Raw genomic sequence first — 19,088 nt, 5'->3', positions numbered from 1 at the left:
AACCCCACCCCTGACCGGGCTCACCGACGCCGTGTCCTGCTCACCCCAGTAGATCGAGATCCTCGGCCACCTGATCGACCAGGTGGTCGAGGACGTCCGGGTCGACGGTCGCAACCGAGTCGCCGTCGTGGAGCTGCTCGTTGTGCCGGCGGACCGACTCCTCGACGTCCTCGAAGGCAATATGTGTCCGCGTGTTACACTCGTCGCAGATGACCGGTATCTCTGGCAGGTCCTCGTCAGTCCCCATACGATTTCGCTTCGCGAAGGAGTAGCAAATAAGAACTGGTTTCCAGCGCGCGCGAGCCCAGCGACCCATCTGTGACGGGCTGTTGGGCCACCCGCGACCCACAGATTCGCATCGAAGGGCGGGCTGTGGGGGCTCGATACCGCCTGCTGGCCCGCCGCTGGGCAACAGAAAAGTAATCGTTAAACGGCACGCCATCTGACCGTCCGAACATGCAACGACGAGCCGCGGCGGCATACTTCGTGTTCTTCCTCGTCGTCAGTGTCGCGGCCTACGCGTACATTGGCGTCGCGGAGAGCCAGCGGCCGGAGGTGACACTCGACGCAGAGGCCGAACTGACAAACGATAGTACGTTCACTGCCGGCGGGACCACCTACACCGCCTCGAATATCCACCTATCGAGCGGCAGCGGTGGCGGGCACGGTGAAGGTGGCGGTTCGATGGCTGCCGACCTCACCTGGACCAACCAGTCCAACCGGTATACCGCGACACTAGAGAACGGGTCGACGACGACCTACCAGAACGACTCGTATCTCGTCCTGACGGACAACGAATCGGTCACGCTTCGCGAACAGCTCAACGTCTCGCAGCTCCTCCGTGCGGACCCCGCCGTCCAGAACACGCTCGCGACCCAGAACGGCACCGACTACGTCGTCTACCGCGAGAACAACACGCTCCGCCCGCTCTCGGAGTGGTTGCCCGAACCGGCGACCGCCGAGTTCGGCACCGGTGATAGCTACCCCTACACGACCGACAGCGGGACCCAGGAGACGACCGTCGCCAGCGTCTCACCTGACGCGGCGACCCTCGAGTGGTTCGCACCCGAGGACCGGTCCGTCGAACTCAGCGAGGGTGGCAACGTGACCCTCGACGACGGTCGCTACTTCGCGCACTTCCCCGACCAGAGCACCGTCCAGCTGGTCCCCATCCAGCAGTACGGTCAGTACGAACACGAACTCGACCGGCAGGACTACTTCCACGAGCGCAAGAACGGCCTCTGGGGCGTCTCGATCCTCTCGGGTATCGCTGCTGTCCTCCTCCTCGGGATGGCCTACATGCCCGTCCGGGGCTGACGCCGGCCACCCCTTTCTCGACCCGACGCACTGTCTGCGAGACGGGTTCGTAGCGTCGCTCGACACGCCGCGCACGGCTGCCGGACTGTTTTGTTCGCTACCGAAAACTGTCGCCTGTACAGCCAGTGTCCCAGCGCGCAACCGCGCTCGGTTCGTTATTCGCCGACCGATGCACTCAGATAGACGATGCCGGCGCCGAGCGCCCCCATCAGCAGGGCGCCGACGAGCTGGACGATCGCGATCGGCAGTGTCTTTGCAGTCGCCCACGGAGCGCCGACGATCGTTCCCAGTGCCGCGAGGACCAGGAAGACACCGACTGCGACGCCCAGGGGTTTGAGCGGGTTGTCGAAACTGTCGAGCAGCGCGTTCATATGCTGGTACTGGACAGTCGCTGTGGTAAATGGTCCGGTATCGTGTCGGCGACGTCACGCGTCCAAAGAGCGGGCCGGGAGGGAGTTGAACCGAGTGGAGACGGTCGTCCTCACTGCGCTCGGACGCTGCGACTCCCCGGGTTCAACTCCTCCTGTTGTTGTCACTGCTCACTGTCGTTCGCAGGACAACGGGCCGGGAGGGAGTTGAACCCCCGACCATCTGGTTAAAAGCCAGACGCTCTGCCTAACTGAGCTACCGGCCCTCGACAGAACGTGGGGGGAGGGTCGGCTAAGGGCTTACGGTCCGTCGTCGAGGTACGACTCGACAGCTTCGCTGACGAGCAGCCCCGGCTCGCTGGCGTCGATGGCGGCCTGCCGACGGAGTTTGCAGTAGGCGTCGACGTCGATGTCGAGCGTCAACTCCCCGAGCGTGTACCCCTCGGCCGCGAGCGCGTCCGCGACGGAGGCGCCGTCGTTGACGTTGCTGGCGATAGCGCGGATCTGGCGGACCGTCAGGTCGTGGTCAAGCGCGGCCCACGCCAGCAGCAGGCGCGCCTCGCCGGAGACGCGGGCGATGTGTTTCGCGGCGGTGGGTGCGATCTTCCCTTTGGCGACCTGGACACGGACCGACCGGGGCAAGTCGTGAACGCGGGACCACTTGCGGATGAACGAGACGGTCGCACCCCCGCCGGCGCGCTCGGCGGCCGCCTTGTAAGACCCCTCGCCGCGGACGAGTGCCGCACAGGCAGCGGCACCACGCAGGATGTAGACGTTGTCGGCGGCGCCGGCGGTGTTCTGTGCGAACCGGCCGACGATATCGGCGGCGAGTTCGAGGCTCTCGGGGTCGTCGGGGTCGAACTCGACCGCCTCGTCGGCGTGCTGGCCGGTAAACTGTGGGTCACCACGGATGACGGGCTTCCCGACGGGAGACTCCCGGTCGGTCGAGGGCTGATCGGACCGCTCTGGCATCGTCTCCCAGTTCGGCCCCGGACCACAAAAGTATCTCGTACGGGCTGATCGAATTACTGCGGTCTCGTACCGGCATCGCCGACCCATCGTCGGGCGATCACCGGGACACGGCGACAGTAATCAGTCTCAGTCGTCACCGGCCGCGGCTTCCCGCTGTTCGCTCATGTGCTCCCAGATCTCGGTGCACCCGCATCCGTCTTCGACGTCGTCGAGATGATCGCTGGTTGGTTCGTCGACTTGGGCTTCGGCGTCGGTCTCGTCGGTCGTTTGGTTTGCGTTCGTCATCGTTGTGTTCGGGTGACGACCGGTCTGGTCATCACGTGTGTCGCTACCCACGCATACCAGACCCATTCTCTTAAAGCCGCTTTCCCCTGTAATCCCTTCCCTGGCTGCGGCTTGCAGGCAACATGGTCCGCTTCCTCGGACGGACTGACTCCTCCCGTGATGTATGTGACCGAGACACAGTTACCGGGGGACGGGAGCCGGTTCGGTGTAGCCCCGGCGAAACTTGCGAACGCCGATGCCCTCAGGTACGCCGGCGATCTAATGAGATGTAATGACGACCGACGTTCACCAGCTCGACGATGGGGCCTGGATCTCGGTAAACGACTCCCGGGAGGTGAACGTCTCGGACCTCTGGTTGCTGGCGCGAAGCGACTTCTGTGACTGTGAGACGACTGATTTCCTCGCGGAGGGGTTCGTCAAGGTCGGCGTCGACCACCCGGATATCGAGGCACGAATCGCCGGCCAGTGTATCGCCTGTGGCGAGAGCGGCGTCACGGACTGGCTGGTCGTCGGCCGCGTCGTAGACCCGGAATCAGGGGATTTCTACGGTGTCGTCCACGAGAGCGTCCATTTTCCGGAGAAACGCACCCGACTCGCCCATCCCGTTGAATAGGCAACAATATCCTGTTTCACCGAGTGGGGGAGACGGTTGACGGCAAGACTCCCTGTATAAGGCTGGAGGTATAGGAACGGTACACAACCAGCCATGCCGAGCAAGGTAGAGAAATGGAAGGACGAGATCTACGGTAACGAGATCCGCGAACACCTCATGGAGTTCGCGGAAGAGGGATGGGAGGCCATCCCCGAGGACGAACACGACGCCTGGTTCGAGCGGTTCAAGTGGTGGGGGCTGTACCACCAGCGCTCCGGTCAGGAGTCGTACTTCATGATGCGCATCGGGACACCCAACGGCGTCATCAAGCCCGGCCAGCTCGAAGTCATCGGTGAGGTCGCACGCGACTACGCGACCGGTCCCGCCGACAACCCCGAGTTCGGATCGGCCTACTGTGACTGGACGACCCGTCAGTCCATCCAACTGCACTGGATCAAACTGGAGGACATCCCGGCTATCTTCGAGAAGCTCGAATCCGTCGGGCTGACGACCCAGCAGGCCTGTGGTGACTCCTGGCGCAACATCGTCGGTTGCCCCGTCGCCGGCAAGGACAAACACGAGCACATCGACGCCTGGCCGGTCGCCGAGGACCTCCACGAGACGTTCAAGGGTAACGACGATTACTCCAATCTCCCGCGCAAGTGGAAGGTCGCCGTCACCGGCTGTGACGAGGGCTGTGGCCAGGGCGACATCAACGACCTCGCTTTCGAGCCTGCCGAGAAAGACGGCGAGATCGGCTTCAACGTTCGCGTCGGCGGCGGCCTCTCGCGCAAGGAGCCCCGCTTCGCCCGCGACATCGACGTCTGGGTCCCGGCCGACCAGGCCGCCGACGTCGCCCACGGCATGTCCGCGCTGTTCCGCGAGTACGGCGACCGCGAGGACCGCTTCAACGCCCGCATCAAGTTCCTCGTCGACGAGTGGGGCCCCGAGAAGATGCGCCAGGTCCTCCAGGACGAGTTCGTCGACTTCGAACTGGAGACCGCCGGCGAGGACATGCGCGACCAGTACACCTACAACACCGGCAACCAGGACGGCCACAACGACCACGTCGGCATCCACGAACAGGACGACGGCAACTACTACGTCGGTCTGAACGTCCTGGTCGGCCGCATGGGCGCCGAGGACACGATCGAACTGGCCGACCTCGCCGACGAGTACGGCTCCGGTGAGGTTCGCCTGACCCAGCGCCAGAACGTCATCATCATGGACGTCCCCGAGGAGAACCTCGACGACCTGACGAGCGAGCCCCTGCTTGCGGACTACTCGCCCGAGCCCTCGCCGTTCATGCGCGGCTCGATCGCCTGTACCGGCACCGAGTACTGCTCGCTGTCCATCGTCGAGACGAAGAACCGCCAGGTCCGCTACGCGCGCTGGCTCCGCGACAACGTCGAACTGCCTGCGGATCACGAGGACTTCCACATCCACCTCTCGGGCTGTACGGCCTCCTGTGCCCAGCCCCAGATCGCCGACGTCTCCCTGCGCGGGATGAAGACCCGCAAGGACGGCGAACCGGTCGAGGCCCTGGACATCGGCCTGGGCGGCGGTCTCGGCGAGGACCCCCGCTTCGCCGACTGGGTGGAGATGCGCGTCCCCGCCGACGAGGTGCCCGGCGCCATCAAGAACCTCGTGAACAACTTCAAAGACCTGCGCGAGGACGGCGAGACGTTCCGTGACTTCGTCGAGGCCCGCGACGAGGAGACGCTGGCGGACCTCGTCGAACCGGAGGAGACCGACTACCACGACCCGTACATGCACAACACGAAGACGACGTGGTACCCCTACGCCGAGGACGACGACATGGGGGCCTCGCCCGCGCCGACCAACGGCGAAGGCGAGCCGATCCCGTCGGACGACTGAGGACCTCGCTCGGCAGTCGGTTTTTTTGTCGCGCTCTCGACGCCTGTCGCCGGCGACCGCCCGACACAAGACCCTTCAGCGACGCGTCGGAACTCCGACACATGCGGCACATCCCCGACCCCGACTCGGGCGGTCCCGACCTCCGCCCGGTCGCAGCCGTCGCCCTCGGTATCGCTCTCCTGGCGGTGGCCGTCGCCGCAGTCGTGACTGGCGGCGGTGACTCTGCCGTCGCTGACGGGTCGAACGTCTCGGTCACGGCGACCGCGACGCCGGTCGACCAGCTCCCGGCGAACGCCACTGTCCACCGCCACGCGTCCTTCGAACTCGCCACGCCGGTCCACCGGGCGGTCACCCGAGCCAGCGAGCAGAACGCCGAGGCGAGCACGACCGCCACGGTCGAGGACCCGGCCACGGTCCGATTTCCGGACGACGCCGACCGAACCACCTACTACGTCCGCTCGGACCGCTCGACCGACCCCGACGACGAACTGTTCCGGGTGACCGTCGAGCGGGCTGGATCATAGCACAGCGAAACCGACGATCTGCCGTGCGGTCGGCCGGGAGCGAATGGCGCGACGGAAGTCGCGCCCGAGTGACCTGGGGAAGGGCAGGGCTGTCGGAGGGCATACCGCGAGCGAAGCGAGTGGTTTCCCCGGAATCGGCGCGGCGCGCCGATTCCGGCCTTTTTCGCCCACGTTTTTCGGCAAGCGGTTCGCGCTCTGCGCGAACCCGCAGCCGAAAAAGGTGGTTGGTAAGCGTTATTGCTGGGAGTTGGTTATTGTCGGGTGGCAGAGGGAGGCCGGCTCCCGTGCCGCGAGGCATGAGGAAAGTCCCCCCACCTGTCTGGCAGGTGACCGGGCGCAAGCCCGGGGCGGGAGACCGTCGGCCCTGGAACAGCAACGACACGTCGTCGTCGGACCGATGAGGTGCGCGAATCCCGAGCGACGGTTGCCCGGGCATCGCCCGGGTCCGGAAGCGAGGGAGAGATAACCCACCGAGGGCCCTTCGTGGACCGCTGGCGCGCTCCACGCTCCCGACGACGGACCGATGGAACGGCGAATCCTCACCGGTGCAAGGCCGCGTCGACAGGTAGCCAGGCGTCGCGCGCAAGCGCTGGACGTGGCCGCTGAGCCGAATGCCGGCCCGAACAGAAGGGGGCTTACTCCCCTCAGCCATCTTTCATAACCGACAAATACGCACAGTCGCAGTAATGGAATAATGAACAGAGCGGTCGCAGGTGTGTTGCTGGCACTCGTCGTGCTGACGGCTGGCTGTAGCGGTGGTGTAGACGACATCCAGGGGGCGGAACTCGTCGGTGGGGAGGATCGACACCCGCTGGCCGGCGAGCGTGTCTCCGTCGTCGTCGACGGGACCGCCCGTGAGCGGGCGCTGACTGCCCGAGCGGCCCGGTACTGGAACGAGCGCGCGCCGAAGTATATCGGGTTCAACGTCACGCTTCAGGTGCTCGCTGGCGACGGCGGTGACGCCCAGCCCGACGTCGTCGTCACGTACGCCGAGTCGGTGACCGACTGCGGCGACGACGAACTCTCGGCGGGGTGTTCGCCCCGACCCAACGCGTCGACGGGGCTCGAACGGCCGGCCGACATCGAAGTCCAGCGGGGGCTGGCCAACGAGTCGACGCTGTTGGTCGCTAAACACGAGTTCGGTCACCTGCTGGGACTGTCCCACGACGACGAGCCCCAGTCGGTGATGTACCACGAGCGGGATCTGGCGACCCGAGACAAGCCCAACGCGACCGAGCGGGAGATGCCCTGGGACGACGCCGTGCTGACGGTAGCGGTCGAGAACGGTTCGCTGTCGGCCGAGGAGCGCGCGGCGTACCACCGGGAGGTCGACTACGCCCTGGCCTACTTCCGCGCGGGCGCCGATGGGGCGGCGCCGTCGAACCTCTCTGTGCGGGTCGTCCAGGATTCCGCGGTGGCCGACATCGTCGTCAGGCCGGTCGCGGACTCCGAATGTCGCGACACACCGGGCTCGTGTTCGATGGTTCAGGGTGAGGACCCGGACGACGACGGTGCGATCGAGACGTACAGTCGCGTCGAGATCGAGACACAGGGTGTCGATACCGAGGCAGTCAGCTGGCACCTCGCCAGACAGATCGCGCTGGCGGTCGGCATCGGCGGTGACGAACTCCCCGAACCGCTCACGAGCGAGAACCCCGGCGAACGCCGCGGCCAGTGGCACGACTGACGGCACGAACGAGCCGCCGGCTCCCGTCGGTCGATGGGTACAAACCCTCGCCGCGTGCAGATGGCGGTATGAACGCCGACGACCTCATCGAGGCAGTGCGTGACGACCAGCAGACAGAGCTCTCGCGGCTGGGCTCCTCGAAGATGCTGTACGCCGACACACGCGGCGAGATGGACCCCGAGACCGTCACCGCGGCTGCGGCTGCACGCGAGCAGGCCGCCCAGGAGACGTTCGACGCATGGGGCGATGACGACAACGACGACGCAGCAGCGCTGTTCGCCGACGCCGCGGCCGGCGCCGCGGACCGTCTGGACGCGACCGGCAGCGAGCCCGCCGACCGCGAGTTCGCCGTCTACGACGTCCTCGCCCAACTGGACGGGACCGTCGAGCGACTGGGCGGGCTCGTCGGCTGGACGCTCGTCGACAAGAAGGTCAAGGAACAGCTCACTGGCTTCTTCACCGGTCAGGCCGACCCACAGACTGCAAGCACCTACCGGAGCGCCGGCAGCGACGTCGAGGACCTCCGCGGCGAGGCCGGCGAGTTGCTGGAGGCCGTCTGTGCGGACGAGGGCGACTGGGAGAGTGCTCAGGATGCGGCTATCGACGTCGTCGAAGCGGCCTACGACGAGTACGTCGAGACGCTGGAGGACCTGGGCGTCAACCCGAAGCCGGTCTGCTAGGCCCCGCCTAACTATCCCGTCGCTCCGCGACCGCTGGGCCATGCCCAAACACCACTACCGCTGTCACATCTGTGGGCGAGATTTCGACGGCTTCGAGGGACTGCGAACGCATACCGAGCGACGACACGCCGACGGTAACGAGAAGTGGTGGCTGGTCGTCGAGGACCCCGACGACCTGCCGTTCGACGTCCAGGAACCGTAATCCGTCCCTCGCTTCCGTCGGAACGACCGGCCCAACCACGCCGCTCAAGTCCGTTGGACCCTATCCTCTCGTAATGAGCGACGCCGGAGGCCCCCTCTCGATCGACCGTCCGGACGCAGACAGCGAGTTCCGGGTCGACGCACCCTTCGACCCGGCCGGCGACCAGCCCGACGCCATCGAGCAGTTGGCCGACGGCTACCGGCAGGGGATGGATAGACAGACCCTGCTGGGTGTCACGGGATCGGGCAAGACCAACACCGTCTCCTGGGTCGTCGAGGAGATCCAGCAGCCGACGCTGGTCATCGCCCACAACAAGACCCTCGCTGCGCAGTTGTACGAGGAGTTCCGGAACCTCTTCCCGGACAACGCCGTCGAGTACTTCGTCAGCTACTACGACTACTATCAACCGGAGGCCTACGTCGAGCAGACGGACACGTTCATCGACAAGGACGCCTCGATCAACGACGAGATCGACCGCCTGCGCCACTCCGCGACGCGGTCGTTGCTGACCCGGGACGACGTCATCGTCGTCGCGAGTGTCTCGGCCATCTACGGGCTGGGTGACCCGCGCAACTACGTCGACATGTCCCTCTCGCTTGAGGTCGGCCAGCAGATCGACCGCGACGAGGTGCTGGCCCGGCTCGTGGACCTGAACTACGAGCGCAACGACGTCGACTTCACGCAGGGAACCTTCCGCGTGCGCGGGGACACCCTCGAAATCTACCCGATGTACGGCCGCTACGCGATCCGCGTGGAGTTCTGGGGCGACGAGATCGACCGGATGCTGAAGGTCGACCCGCTGGAGGGTGAGGTAAAAAGCGAGGAACCGGCCGCGCTGATCCACCCGGCTGAACACTACTCGATCCCCGAGCAACGGCTCGAACGGGCGATCGAGGAGATCGAGGAGCTACTCGACGACCGCATCCGCTACTTCGAGCGCCAGGGCGACCACGTCGCCGCCCAGCGAATCGAGGAGCGGACCACCTTCGACATCGAGATGATGCAGGAGACGGGCTACTGTTCGGGTATCGAGAACTACTCGGTCCACCTCTCGGACCGGGAGAGCGGCGAAGCCCCATACACACTGTTAGATTACTTCCCCGACGGCTTCCTCACCGTCGTCGACGAGTCCCACCAGACCCTCCCACAGATCCGCGGGCAGTTCGCCGGCGACAAATCGCGCAAGGAGAGCCTCGTCGAGAACGGCTTCCGCCTGCCGACGGCCTTCGACAACCGGCCGCTGACCTTCGAGGAGTTCGAGGCGAAGACCGACCGGACGCTGTACGTCTCGGCGACACCGGGCGACTACGAGCGCGAGCACAGCCAGCAGGTCGTCGAACAGATCGTCCGGCCGACCCACCTGGTCGATCCGGCCGTGGAAGTCGCCGACGCCAGCGGCCAGGTCGACGACCTCATGGAGCGCATCGACGAGCGTACCGCACGCGACGAGCGGGTCCTGGTGACGACGCTGACGAAGCGGATGGCCGAGGACCTCACCGAGTACCTGGAGGAGGCCGGCGTCGACGTCGCCTACATGCACGACGAGACGGACACGCTCGAACGCCACGAACTCGTCCGCTCGCTCCGCCTGGGCGAGATCGACGTGCTCGTCGGTATCAACCTCCTCCGGGAGGGACTTGACATCCCAGAGGTGTCCCTGGTCGCAATCCTCGACGCCGACCAGGAAGGGTTCCTGCGCTCGGAGACGACGCTCGTCCAGACGATGGGCCGGGCAGCCCGCAACGTCAACGGCGAAGTCGTCCTCTATGCCGACGAGACCAGCGACGCGATGCAGTCGGCCATCGAGGAGACCCAGCGCCGCCGTCGCATCCAGGAGCAGTACAACGAGGACCACGGCTTCGAACCGACGACCATCGAGAAGGAAGTCGGCGAGACGAACCTCCCCGGCAGCAAGACAGACACGAGCGACGTGGCCGGCGAGGGGCCGGCGGACGCCGACGCGGCCGCTCGCCGCGTCGACCAGCTCCAGGAGCGCATGGCGGAGGCCGCCAACAATCTGGAGTTCGAACTGGCCGCGGACATCCGCGACCGGATCCGCGAACTCCGCGAGGAGTTCGACCTCGACGGCGATGCGGACGAGGATGGCGGCGTGCCGGCACCCGGACCGGAGTTCTGAGCGGCCGGGCGTCTGTTCGGGAATCCGGGCAACTGTTTTGGACCACGCCCGCAAACACAGCGTATCCGCGGGGTCGAACCGTCGTGGACGTCCCATGAGAGACCTATCCGTCGGAGTGACACGCCGGCTCTCGCCGGCCGGGCTGGTCGTCGCGGCACTGGGATTTCTCCTGACACGCTTCACCGTCACACTCGCGGCGGCCGACGATCCGATGCAGTTCGTCGTCGCAGGCGTCGGGCCCCTCGTGCTGGGACTGGGGCTCTCGGCGTTCGGCATCGCCCTGGCAGTCGGTGAGTTCGAGGGTCAGTTCGTCCGGACAGTCACGCTGTGGTCGCTGGCAGGGACCGCCGGGATGCTCGTCCTCGTCGTTCTGACCCTCGTGGGAAACAGCGGGATGGGGGCGATGGCGTCGACCGAGTCACAGACCTACCTCTCGAACTTCCTCATCGGCGGCAGCGTCGGCGGCGCGTTCATCGGCGTCTACGCAGGTCGAGCGAACCGGCAGCAACGCGAACTCGAGCAACAGACGGCGCGTCTGGACATGGTGAATCGAATCCTCCGTGACCGCGTCCTGAATGCGCTGACGGTCATCAGGGGGCGTTCGGAGGTCGCACTCGAACGGTCGGACGTTCCGGAAGACCAGACCCTCGGTGTCATCAGCGACCGTTCGGACACCGTCCAGGAGACCGTCGAGAACATGAAACACATCACCCGGAACGGCCGGTCCGGGACACCGCTCGAACCGGTCGTGGTCGCGCCTGTCGTCGAGCGCGCAGTTCAGCGTGTCAGCGTGGACTATCCGGACGCGGAGTACACCGTCTCGCTCGACGGAGCCAGCGACCTGTCCGTGCCCGCCAACCAACTGCTCGGAGACGTCGTCGAACACCTCGTCGAGAACGCCGTCGTCTACAGCGACGCCGCGACGCCCAGCGTCTCGGTGTCGCTCTCGGCGACCGAGGAGACGGTCCGCCTCGCCGTCGCCGACAACGGCCCGGGGTTACCCGGCCGCCAGCGCGACCTGCTCGAACGCGGCGCGATCGGCCAGTACGACGACCGGTCGACCGGGTTCGGCCTGGATCTGGCCCGCCTGCTCGTCGACAGTTACGGCGGCACCACGGACGCGACAGTCACCGACGACGGGACCGTCGTCGAGATAACACTCCCGCGTGTGACCGACGCTGGCGAGCGTCCCGACGTGGCGGCCGAGACGGTCTATGGCATCGCCCCCAGACGCATCCTCGTCGCGGTAGGGGCGTCGCTGCTTGCCGGTGCAGTGATGGCGGTTCCACTGCAGCTACTGGCCGGGAGCGTCCCGGTCATCGGCGCACTCTACGGCGTCACGAACCTCTGGGTCGGCTGGATCACCCACGAGTTCCACAGTATCGTCTTCGGGCTCGTCTACGGTGCGCTGGTCGCTGGTGTACCGTCTGTTTACGGCGACCCTGTGCGGTATCTCGGCGTCGCGGTCGCGTGGTCGCTGGCCCTGTGGCTCGTGGCGGCCGGCATCGTGATGCCGCTGTGGCTCTCGGCGCTGGGTATCGCGGCGTCGTTGCCGAACCTCACCGCTTCCGCGTTGCTCGGCCACCTGCTCTGGGGGGTTTCGCTTGCGGGCCTCTACTGGCTCGGGACACACCAGGTCCTCGCCGACAGCTGAGCCGGGGCCGAGCTTTATCGGTTCGTGGTTCCTCCTGGTCGTATGACCGACTGCAGGAACGAACCGGACGCAAACGGCCGACGCGACGACTGAGATGGTCCCTCCGCTACTGGAGGTCGGCATCGCGCTGACGGCACTCGCAGCCGCGGGCACGCTGGCGATCAGGTACGGGGTCTCGGTCGTCCCCGCGTACATCGTCGTCGGGATCGTCATCGGTCCCAGTACCCCCCAGTCCCTCCTTGGCATTCCGGTAACCATCGTCGAGAATCGCGAACTCGTCCAGGTCCTCTCGCAACTGGGGGTCATCTTCCTGCTGTTCTTCCTGGGACTGGAGTTCAGCGTCACCCAGTTGCTCGCGGACCGCCGGCGCATCACAGCTATCGGGACGATCGACTTCGTCGTCAACTTCGGCGCCGGCGTCGCGCTCGGGGCGCTCCTGGGCTGGACGCTCGTCGAGACGCTGTTCCTGGCCGGCGTCGTCTACACCACCTCCAGTGCGGTCGTCACGAAGTCCATCGTCGACGCGGGCTGGATCGCCGACCCCGAGAGCGGCCCGATCCTCGGGACGCTCGTCTTCGAGGACGTCCTCATCGCGGTCTACCTTGCCATCCTGGGGGCGGTCGTCGTCGGCGGGGGCGTCCAGACGGCCGCGCTCTCCGTGCTGACAGCGGCCGTCTTCCTCGGAGTGCTCACCGTCGTCGCCTGGTACGGTGTGACCTGGCTCGACCGACTGTTCGGGACGACCTCGAACGAACTGTTCCTCCTGCGGATCGTCGGCGCGACGACCCTGGTCGCCGGGGCGGCCCTCGTCGTCGGCGTCAGCGAACCCGTCGCCGCGTTCTTCCTGGGGACCGGGATCGGCCAGACCCGCCACGTCGACCGCGTCGAGTACGTCGTCGCGCCGGCGCGGGACCTCTTTGCCGCCGTCTTCTTCTTCAGCATCGGCCTGACGACCGACGTCACGGTGCTGTCGGGCGTCGCAGCCCTGGTCGGGGTCGCTGTCGCCGTGACGACGGCGAGCAAGCTCCTCACCGGCGTCCTCTCGGGGGGCATCTACGGCCTCGACCGGCGGCGCTCGCTCCGACTCGGCATCGGACTCGTCCCCCGCGGGGAGTTCTCGCTGGTGCTTGCCGCACTCGGGGTCGGACTCGGCGGCCGACTCGCCACCGTGTTGCCGGCGTTCACCGTCGGGTACGTCCTCGTGATGAGCACGCTCGGCCCGCTGCTCATCCAGCGGGCCGACACCGTCACCGATGCCGTCGAGCGACTCACGGACCGCCCGGGCTGATCACCAGTCCAGCGAGCCGCCGCTCTGGTACTCCGTGACCTGTGTCTCGAAGAAGTTCTTCTCCCTGTTGAGGTCGACAGCCTCGCTCATCCACGGGAAGGGGTTGGCCGTCCCGTAGCTCGGGCCCAGATCGAGCTGGCCCAGCCGCCGGAGTGCTCTCGCCGGATGGCGTCGATCAGGTCGACGCCGAAGCCGACGTGCAGCGACTCGTCGCGCATGATGTACTTGACGCGACTGGGATAAACTTTGTCCAACTCAGTTTGTGTAGGACAAGTGTGATTGTATTGGGCGGCCGAGGGCGATCTGATGTCTGCTGGGGACACCGCTGGCGGCGTCTCGACAGATTTGATATCGCGGCATATGATTTATCGAGACACTCGTGGTAGTTTCACTCGGCCTGCGCCGATCGGGTCGAACGGCCCTCTGTTCGCTGATTTCGCTGCAATCCGTGTTCAGATGCCTGCGAATGGGTCTTCCACGCCCAAACGCTTCTGTGGCTGGCCCGCGACCGGTCGGCATGGTCTCCGACGGGACCGTCACTGTCGACGGAAGTACGATCCACTATCTCGAAGCGGGGGACGACGCCGACCGTGCTGTCGTCCTGCTCCACGGGGGCATCATCGACGCGGCGGGAGTCACCTGGCCGCCGGTCGTCGAGCGCCTCGCGCCCGAGTTCCACGTCGTCGCCCCCGACCTCTTGGGGTACGGCGAGAGCGACCTCGCCGGCGGACCCTACTCGATCGATCGCCATGCCACAGTCGTCGCCGGGTTCCTGGACGAACTGGGGCTGGAGAACGTATCGCTCGTCGGGCACTCTATGGGAGGGGGCATCGCCATCCAGGTCGCCCTCGACCGACCGGGCCTCGTCTCGATGCTCGTTCCCATCGACGCCTACGGCCTCGGTGCTGACCTGCCGAACGGTCGGCTCTCCTCTCTGCTCGCCCAGGTCCAACTGTTCAACCGGGTCGCAGTCGCACTGTTCCGGCGCAGCAGGCGGTTCACCAGGGTCAGTCTGGACGGTATCGTCCACGATCTCGACGCGCTGTCGGCCGAGGCCGTGGATGCCGTCTACGAGGAGGTCCAGCGGCCGACGGCCGGTGTGGCCTTCCGCCGCTTCCGTGAGGCGGAGGTCACCAGTTCGGGCTACCGGACGACCTTCCTCGACCGCTTCGAGAGGGTGAGGGTTCCGGTCAGACTCGCCCACGGGGCACACGACGAACTGTTCCCCGTCGAGTGGGCACAGCGGGCGGCCGACCGGATCCCCGACGCGTCGCTCCGGGTCTTCGAGGACTGTGCCCACTGGGCACCGCGTGAGAATCCCGACGTCGTCGCCGAGCACGTTCGAGCGGCGGTACCGGGTGAGTGAGGCCGTCTCGGGTATCGTGGTACAGTTCTCGGGAGTCCGATCCGCTCACATCGATAAACCGGTATCCGCGATATCGAATCGGGTGTTCGGCGCGATCGAGCGGCCACAGCGCCGGACGGAACGAGGACGCTGTGGGACAGAAACGGGGTGGCGGCCTAGTCGTCGGCGGTCTGGGGCGCCGTCTCTGGCGTGACAGCTGCGGGCTCGACCTCGTGGACGGGGTCCCATTCGAGGTCGCCGTCGTAGTGGAACGCGCGATGATCCTGTTCGGGGTCGACGACGGTGAGCGCGAGCCAGCCGTTGTCCAGCAGTTCTGCGACCTCCTCGTTCTCGGCGAGGACGTCGGTCACGCGCTCGACGGGCGCGTGGATCACCGTCGAGAGGCGCAGGGGCTGGTGGTACGGTTCGTCGTCGGCCGCCAGCACCGACTGCAGGGGGAGGCCGGTCATCAGGTCGCCGCCGTTGCCCTGGTAGACGCCGACGTTGCCGACCGGGTTCTGCGTGATCTTCGACCCACTGCCGTAGACGGCGTTGTCGACCGTCGAGAAGTAGTACTGGGTGTTGATCCACTGGGTGACGACCATCGGGCCGGCCACGATGGCTGCCAGGGCCTCGCCGTCCGGGTCGGTCCTCCAGTCGTAGGAGTGGAGGAACGAGCGGCCGTCGAGGTCGACGTCCTCCGTGAGTGCGCGCGGCCCGATCACGAACGCGGCGTTGCCGGCCAGCCCCCACTCGGGGCGGGTCTCGGCCCAGTCGGCCGCGCGGCGCTCGGTCTCGCGGACGCCCTCGTCGGTGCGTTCGGCGGTGGCACCGGCACGGGCGGTCTCCAGGTCGGCCTGGAGCTGTGCGAGGTCGTCGGCGTGGCTCGTGGGCACGTGCTCGTCGTACAGGGTCACCTCGTCGGTGGTCGTGTTGTGCTCGCCGGCGACGAAGACGGTGTCCTCGGGGATGTCGTGTCCGCGCTCGCGGAGCGCCGCCTTGACCTCGTCGTCGTTACAGATCGCCGCGAGGACGCGTGCGCTCGGGCCGCCGGGGTTGCCGGCACAGGCCCCACAGTCCAGACTCGCGTCGTAGGGGTTGTTGGCGGTCTGGCTCGCGTGACCGGCGAAGACGACGACGCGGGCGAACTGCTCCCAGCCCATCAGGTCGAACGCGGTGGCGGCGTACTCGACCTTCTCCTCGTGGGTGAGCCCCTCGCGGAGCGCACTGATCGCGTCGGGGTTGTAGTCGACCTGGGGCTCACAGAACTCGTGGTCGTTGGGGGCCGTGTCGGCGGCGTCGAGCGCGTCGAAGACACGACCGGGGAGGAGCGTCCGCGCGGCCAGTGCGGCGCCGTAGCCGGCACCCGAACTCTCGACGAAGCTGAACGCCGTGGCGGCGTTGGACTTCAGCGACTTGAGGACACTCTTCCCGGCGCCGAGCGTCCCCTGCCAGCGGTCGTGTGCCGCCTGTTTCTCGTCGTCGTTCGCCGGGCGGTCGGTGATGCGGTGCTGGGGGTCGAGGATCGGCGGGCACGCGTCGGTGGCCACGTCCGAGTCGTACCCCTGGTAGCGCATCGGGATGCCGAAAAAGCCCGCGTAGCCGTGGGTCTCGTAGTCGCCCGCAGTCTCGATGTGGCGGCGGATGACCTCCGAACGCGTGTCGATGCAGAAGACGAACTGGGCGTCCGGACGGCCGTCGTCACGTTCGTAGGTCGCACCCGCGTCCGCGACCGTCTCGACCAGTTCCGAGCGGTAGGTCGCCTCCCAGGCGCTCAGCCAGGCCTCGGCGACTGCCACGGAGTCCTCGGTCTCGTCGGACTCGTCGTCCGATTCGGGCGCGAGCGGCGCGTCGAAGGCCTCGACCAGTGCCAAGCGTGCGGCAAGGTACCCTTCCAGCGTGACGGGGTGGGTCGACTGCCACTCGCCGCCGTCGTCGGCGCGCTGCTTGATGTAGCCGGTCCAGCCCGGCAGCGCGGTCAGGTGGTGCTCGAAGATGTCCTCCCACTCGCCGGGACGGATGTCCGCGAGGAGCTGGTGGATCGCGTCCAGCGGGTCCGACGGCAGGTCGGCGACGACGTCGGTGTCGGGGAGCTGGCCGTCGTGTTTCGCGACCGAGCGGAAGGCCGTGTAGAAGCCGTCCTCGCGGTTCGGCATCGACCAGGTCGCGGCCCCCTCGTCGAGGAAGGCCGCGAGCCACTTCGCCAGCACGGCGTCGACGTGCTCCGTCGGCGTCTCCGGATCTTCTTCGGGTGCCGACGCGGCCGACTGCTCCAGGTACCGGAGCGTCGTCTCGGGATCCGACTCGTAGCCCCGCTCGGCGAGTTCGTTCGTCAGTCTCTCGGTGTCGATCCGACCGTTCTCCCAGGCCGCCTCGAACACGTCGGCGCTCGGGTAGCCGTTGCCGCCGAAGCGGTCGGCTGCCGCTTTGACCGCTGCCGGGAACGGCTCGTCTTCGAAGCCTTCGAGGGGGTTGGCAGTCACGAACGAGTGGAGCGGCCAGGCCCGGCCGACGGGAGTCGCTGCGCGGTCGATACTCTCACGGATCGCAGGGTCAGTACTCATTGTAGTCCTCCGTTGCAGTCAGCAGGGTTCCAGACGCGGGCTGTGCGGCGTTCAGGAGCGCGACGTAGAGGCGCTCGCTCTGCTTGTAGACGCCGGTCTCGATGGCGACGTAGGCGATCCCGAACGCGAGGGCCACGACGCCGTGGACGACCGTCAGTTCGGCCGGCACGGACGACGCCGGGAGTGGCGCGAGCACGTGGGAGACGGCGGTGTAGGCCGCCGCGTAGACGGTGATCGCGACCAGGAAGGTCAGCGGGGCCACCACGTAGCGGACCGTCGCGGGCACCGCCCGCGAGCGGACGGCGCTGTAGGTCGCGTGGAGCGTCGTCAGCGTGACGAGACCGGCCAGCAGGAGGCCGGTGTCGAGGCTCGTCCCCTTGCCGGTGAGGACCGCGAACAGCGCGCCGCCCGCGAGGGCGGTCACGGCGGTCACGGCGACGTCGAGCGCGCTGTGGCTCGTCGGTTGTTTCGTCGTCTTCGGTTCGGTCCGTTCGACCTGGCTCCCCGAGGAGAGGAACTGGTAGGCCTTGTAGAACCCGTGTAGGACGAGGTGGGTGATGGCGGCACCGAAGAACCCGAGGCCGGCCTGGAGGAGCATGAACCCCATCTGGCCGACGGTCGAACAGCCCAGTTTGGACTTGACGTCGGTCTGGACGGTCTTCAGGAGCTTTCCACCGAGCGCGCTCGTCGCGCCGACTAGGACGATAGCCAGCATGACCGCCGGGTCCAGCGTGACGACGGGAGCGAAGCGGAGTAGCAGGACGCCGCCGGCGTTGACGAACCCGGCGTGCATCAGCGCAGACGCGGGTGTCGGCGCCGTCATCGACGAGAGGAGCCAGGCGTGGAACGGGAGCAGTGCGGACTGGATCAGCGCCGCGCCGACCAGCGCGGTGACCGCCACGAGCCAGGTCGTCTGTGGGATGGTATCCGTGGCCGCCAGGATGCCCGAGACCGTGGTAGCGCCCGTGGCCGACCACAACGCGGCCAGCGCGACCGCCAGGAGTGCGCTGCTTGCCAGGAAGTACTTGCGGGCCAGCGAGGCCGCGGCCTGGGCCTGTTGCCACCCCTGCTCGTGGCCGATGAGGCTCGCCATCGCCAGCCCCATCGCCAGCCAGGCGGCGCCGAACAGGGCGACGTGGTCGGCGGCCACCAGGGCCATCACGGCCAGCGTGAAGCCGAACACACGCGTGAAGAACCGGCCGAGATGCCTGTCGCCCGCCATGTAGCGGGTCGAGTAGCTGTGGACGATCCCACTGAAGAAGGTCACGACGACCCACAGCAACACTGTCAGGCCGTCCACGGCGACGAGGCCGTCCAGCGTCCACGGTCCCTGGCCCAGGAGCCGGGCGGCCAGCGCGCCCAGACTCGCCACCCACAGGAGCCAGACGGCTCGCGTGAGCACCCTGGGGGTGAACGGCGTCGATTCCGTCGTCTCCGGGAGCTGTCCTACGGTCGTCGTGTGGTCCTGTTCTGTCATCGTTGGTGTCTGTCGACAGGTTCCCGCGTGGGCCGAAGCCCACGATGGTTGCTGATCGACTTCACTCGCTATACGAACAAACTGTGCATTAAAGCTTACTAAGTTACCAATCTGTTCC

The 19,088-nt window shown here is 66.9% G+C and carries 17 protein-coding genes, 1 tRNA gene, 1 other RNA gene and 1 pseudogene; 12 read left to right on the top strand and 8 right to left on the bottom strand.

Features of this window, described 5'->3' with window-relative positions; all coding sequences use genetic code 11:
* Positions 1 to 40: 40 nt before the first annotated feature.
* Positions 41 to 247 carry a DUF8149 family protein gene (locus Hhyl2_RS10810; protein ID WP_483550787.1) on the bottom strand — a complete coding sequence of 69 codons (207 nt, stop codon included), beginning with the start codon at positions 245 to 247 and terminating at the stop codon, positions 41 to 43.
* 209 nt (positions 248 to 456) lie between these two features.
* On the opposite strand from Hhyl2_RS10810, the gene Hhyl2_RS10805 reads away from it, so the two are divergent.
* The gene (locus Hhyl2_RS10805; protein WP_483550786.1) at positions 457 to 1,317 is read left to right on the top strand and encodes a hypothetical protein; all 861 of its coding nucleotides are present in this window, start codon (positions 457 to 459) and stop codon (positions 1,315 to 1,317) included.
* Between the two features lie 155 nt (positions 1,318 to 1,472).
* Here the strand turns inward: Hhyl2_RS10805 and Hhyl2_RS10800 are convergent, their stop codons facing one another.
* The 4 genes from Hhyl2_RS10800 to Hhyl2_RS10785 form a co-directional block, all read right to left on the bottom strand.
* Entirely contained in the window at positions 1,473 to 1,688 is a 216-nt protein-coding gene (locus tag Hhyl2_RS10800; RefSeq protein WP_483550785.1) for a DUF8123 family protein, read from the bottom strand.
* A 189-nt stretch (positions 1,689 to 1,877) separates the two neighbouring features.
* A tRNA-Lys gene (locus Hhyl2_RS10795) sits at positions 1,878 to 1,951 on the bottom strand.
* A 34-nt stretch (positions 1,952 to 1,985) separates the two neighbouring features.
* On the bottom strand, positions 1,986 to 2,657 hold the full coding sequence (locus tag Hhyl2_RS10790) for a DUF7119 family protein (RefSeq protein ID WP_483550784.1): 672 nt from the start codon (positions 2,655 to 2,657) through the stop codon (positions 1,986 to 1,988).
* Positions 2,658 to 2,783: 126 nt separating this feature from the next.
* Positions 2,784 to 2,942, bottom strand: a complete 159-nt coding sequence (locus tag Hhyl2_RS10785) for a hypothetical protein (RefSeq protein WP_483550783.1) — start codon at positions 2,940 to 2,942, stop codon at positions 2,784 to 2,786.
* A 271-nt stretch (positions 2,943 to 3,213) separates the two neighbouring features.
* On the opposite strand from Hhyl2_RS10785, the gene Hhyl2_RS10780 reads away from it, so the two are divergent.
* From Hhyl2_RS10780 to Hhyl2_RS10735, 10 genes are all read left to right on the top strand, one after another.
* Positions 3,214 to 3,555 (top strand): DUF8134 family protein, encoded by a 342-nt coding sequence (locus tag Hhyl2_RS10780; RefSeq protein ID WP_483550782.1) that lies wholly within the window; start codon positions 3,214 to 3,216, stop codon positions 3,553 to 3,555.
* Between the two features lie 93 nt (positions 3,556 to 3,648).
* Positions 3,649 to 5,412 (top strand): nitrite/sulfite reductase, encoded by a 1,764-nt coding sequence (locus tag Hhyl2_RS10775; RefSeq protein WP_483550781.1) that lies wholly within the window; start codon positions 3,649 to 3,651, stop codon positions 5,410 to 5,412.
* A gap of 101 nt (positions 5,413 to 5,513) precedes the next feature.
* Complete coding sequence (locus Hhyl2_RS10770; protein ID WP_483550780.1) at positions 5,514 to 5,936, top strand: hypothetical protein; 423 nt, start codon at positions 5,514 to 5,516, stop codon at positions 5,934 to 5,936.
* Positions 5,937 to 6,199: 263 nt separating this feature from the next.
* Positions 6,200 to 6,586: RNase P RNA component (rnpB, locus tag Hhyl2_RS10765), an RNA gene on the top strand.
* Between the two features lie 44 nt (positions 6,587 to 6,630).
* The gene (locus Hhyl2_RS10760) at positions 6,631 to 7,623 is read left to right on the top strand and encodes a matrixin family metalloprotease (RefSeq protein ID WP_483550779.1); all 993 of its coding nucleotides are present in this window, start codon (positions 6,631 to 6,633) and stop codon (positions 7,621 to 7,623) included.
* A 68-nt stretch (positions 7,624 to 7,691) separates the two neighbouring features.
* Positions 7,692 to 8,303, top strand: coding sequence for a rubrerythrin family protein (locus tag Hhyl2_RS10755; RefSeq protein ID WP_483550778.1), 612 nt, complete (start codon positions 7,692 to 7,694; stop codon positions 8,301 to 8,303).
* Positions 8,304 to 8,343: 40 nt separating this feature from the next.
* Complete coding sequence (locus tag Hhyl2_RS10750) at positions 8,344 to 8,505, top strand: C2H2-type zinc finger protein (protein ID WP_284010743.1); 162 nt, start codon at positions 8,344 to 8,346, stop codon at positions 8,503 to 8,505.
* A 73-nt stretch (positions 8,506 to 8,578) separates the two neighbouring features.
* Positions 8,579 to 10,642, top strand: coding sequence for an excinuclease ABC subunit UvrB (uvrB, locus tag Hhyl2_RS10745; protein WP_483550777.1), 2,064 nt, complete (start codon positions 8,579 to 8,581; stop codon positions 10,640 to 10,642).
* Positions 10,643 to 10,736: 94 nt separating this feature from the next.
* Entirely contained in the window at positions 10,737 to 12,296 is a 1,560-nt protein-coding gene (locus tag Hhyl2_RS10740) for an ATP-binding protein (RefSeq protein ID WP_483550776.1), read from the top strand.
* 94 nt (positions 12,297 to 12,390) lie between these two features.
* On the top strand, positions 12,391 to 13,584 hold the full coding sequence (locus Hhyl2_RS10735) for a cation:proton antiporter (RefSeq protein ID WP_483550775.1): 1,194 nt from the start codon (positions 12,391 to 12,393) through the stop codon (positions 13,582 to 13,584).
* Here Hhyl2_RS10735 and Hhyl2_RS10730 read toward each other — a convergent pair.
* A pseudogene (locus Hhyl2_RS10730) lies at positions 13,585 to 13,811 on the bottom strand (ribonucleotide-diphosphate reductase subunit beta); the annotation flags it as partial.
* 290 nt (positions 13,812 to 14,101) lie between these two features.
* Here Hhyl2_RS10730 and Hhyl2_RS10725 point away from each other — a divergent pair.
* A complete protein-coding gene (locus tag Hhyl2_RS10725) occupies positions 14,102 to 14,950 on the top strand; it encodes an alpha/beta fold hydrolase (RefSeq protein WP_483550774.1) in 849 nt (282 codons plus the stop codon).
* A gap of 155 nt (positions 14,951 to 15,105) precedes the next feature.
* On the opposite strand, the gene Hhyl2_RS10720 is transcribed toward Hhyl2_RS10725, so the two are convergent.
* A complete protein-coding gene (locus Hhyl2_RS10720; protein ID WP_483550773.1) occupies positions 15,106 to 17,493 on the bottom strand; it encodes a DUF2309 domain-containing protein in 2,388 nt (795 codons plus the stop codon).
* Positions 17,483 to 18,970, bottom strand: coding sequence for a proton-conducting transporter transmembrane domain-containing protein (locus Hhyl2_RS10715; RefSeq protein WP_483550772.1), 1,488 nt, complete (start codon positions 18,968 to 18,970; stop codon positions 17,483 to 17,485). The genes Hhyl2_RS10720 and Hhyl2_RS10715 overlap by 11 nt, the downstream gene beginning before the upstream one ends.
* Between the last annotated feature and the right edge of the window lie 118 nt (positions 18,971 to 19,088).

The sequence above is a fragment of the Haloarcula sp. H-hyl2 genome (assembly GCF_056934385.1).
This window is presented reverse-complemented; position numbering and strand designations above follow the sequence as displayed.

Bases quoted from the DNA above. Each gene is read 5' to 3' on its own strand.
- Hhyl2_RS10810 (WP_483550787.1), bottom strand. From the start codon at position 247: ATGGGGACTGACGAGGACCTGCCAGAGATACCGGTCATCTGCGACGAG.
- Hhyl2_RS10805 (WP_483550786.1), top strand. From the start codon at position 457: ATGCAACGACGAGCCGCGGCGGCATACTTCGTGTTCTTCCTCGTCGTC.
- Hhyl2_RS10800 (WP_483550785.1), bottom strand. From the start codon at position 1,688: ATGAACGCGCTGCTCGACAGTTTCGACAACCCGCTCAAACCCCTGGGC.
- Hhyl2_RS10790 (WP_483550784.1), bottom strand. From the start codon at position 2,657: ATGCCAGAGCGGTCCGATCAGCCCTCGACCGACCGGGAGTCTCCCGTC.
- Hhyl2_RS10785 (WP_483550783.1), bottom strand. From the start codon at position 2,942: ATGACGAACGCAAACCAAACGACCGACGAGACCGACGCCGAAGCCCAA.
- Hhyl2_RS10780 (WP_483550782.1), top strand. From the start codon at position 3,214: ATGACGACCGACGTTCACCAGCTCGACGATGGGGCCTGGATCTCGGTA.
- Hhyl2_RS10775 (WP_483550781.1), top strand. From the start codon at position 3,649: ATGCCGAGCAAGGTAGAGAAATGGAAGGACGAGATCTACGGTAACGAG.
- Hhyl2_RS10770 (WP_483550780.1), top strand. From the start codon at position 5,514: ATGCGGCACATCCCCGACCCCGACTCGGGCGGTCCCGACCTCCGCCCG.
- Hhyl2_RS10760 (WP_483550779.1), top strand. From the start codon at position 6,631: ATGAACAGAGCGGTCGCAGGTGTGTTGCTGGCACTCGTCGTGCTGACG.
- Hhyl2_RS10755 (WP_483550778.1), top strand. From the start codon at position 7,692: ATGAACGCCGACGACCTCATCGAGGCAGTGCGTGACGACCAGCAGACA.
- Hhyl2_RS10750 (WP_284010743.1), top strand. From the start codon at position 8,344: ATGCCCAAACACCACTACCGCTGTCACATCTGTGGGCGAGATTTCGAC.
- uvrB (WP_483550777.1), top strand. From the start codon at position 8,579: ATGAGCGACGCCGGAGGCCCCCTCTCGATCGACCGTCCGGACGCAGAC.
- Hhyl2_RS10740 (WP_483550776.1), top strand. From the start codon at position 10,737: ATGAGAGACCTATCCGTCGGAGTGACACGCCGGCTCTCGCCGGCCGGG.
- Hhyl2_RS10735 (WP_483550775.1), top strand. From the start codon at position 12,391: ATGGTCCCTCCGCTACTGGAGGTCGGCATCGCGCTGACGGCACTCGCA.
- Hhyl2_RS10725 (WP_483550774.1), top strand. From the start codon at position 14,102: ATGGTCTCCGACGGGACCGTCACTGTCGACGGAAGTACGATCCACTAT.
- Hhyl2_RS10720 (WP_483550773.1), bottom strand. From the start codon at position 17,493: ATGAGTACTGACCCTGCGATCCGTGAGAGTATCGACCGCGCAGCGACT.
- Hhyl2_RS10715 (WP_483550772.1), bottom strand. From the start codon at position 18,970: ATGACAGAACAGGACCACACGACGACCGTAGGACAGCTCCCGGAGACG.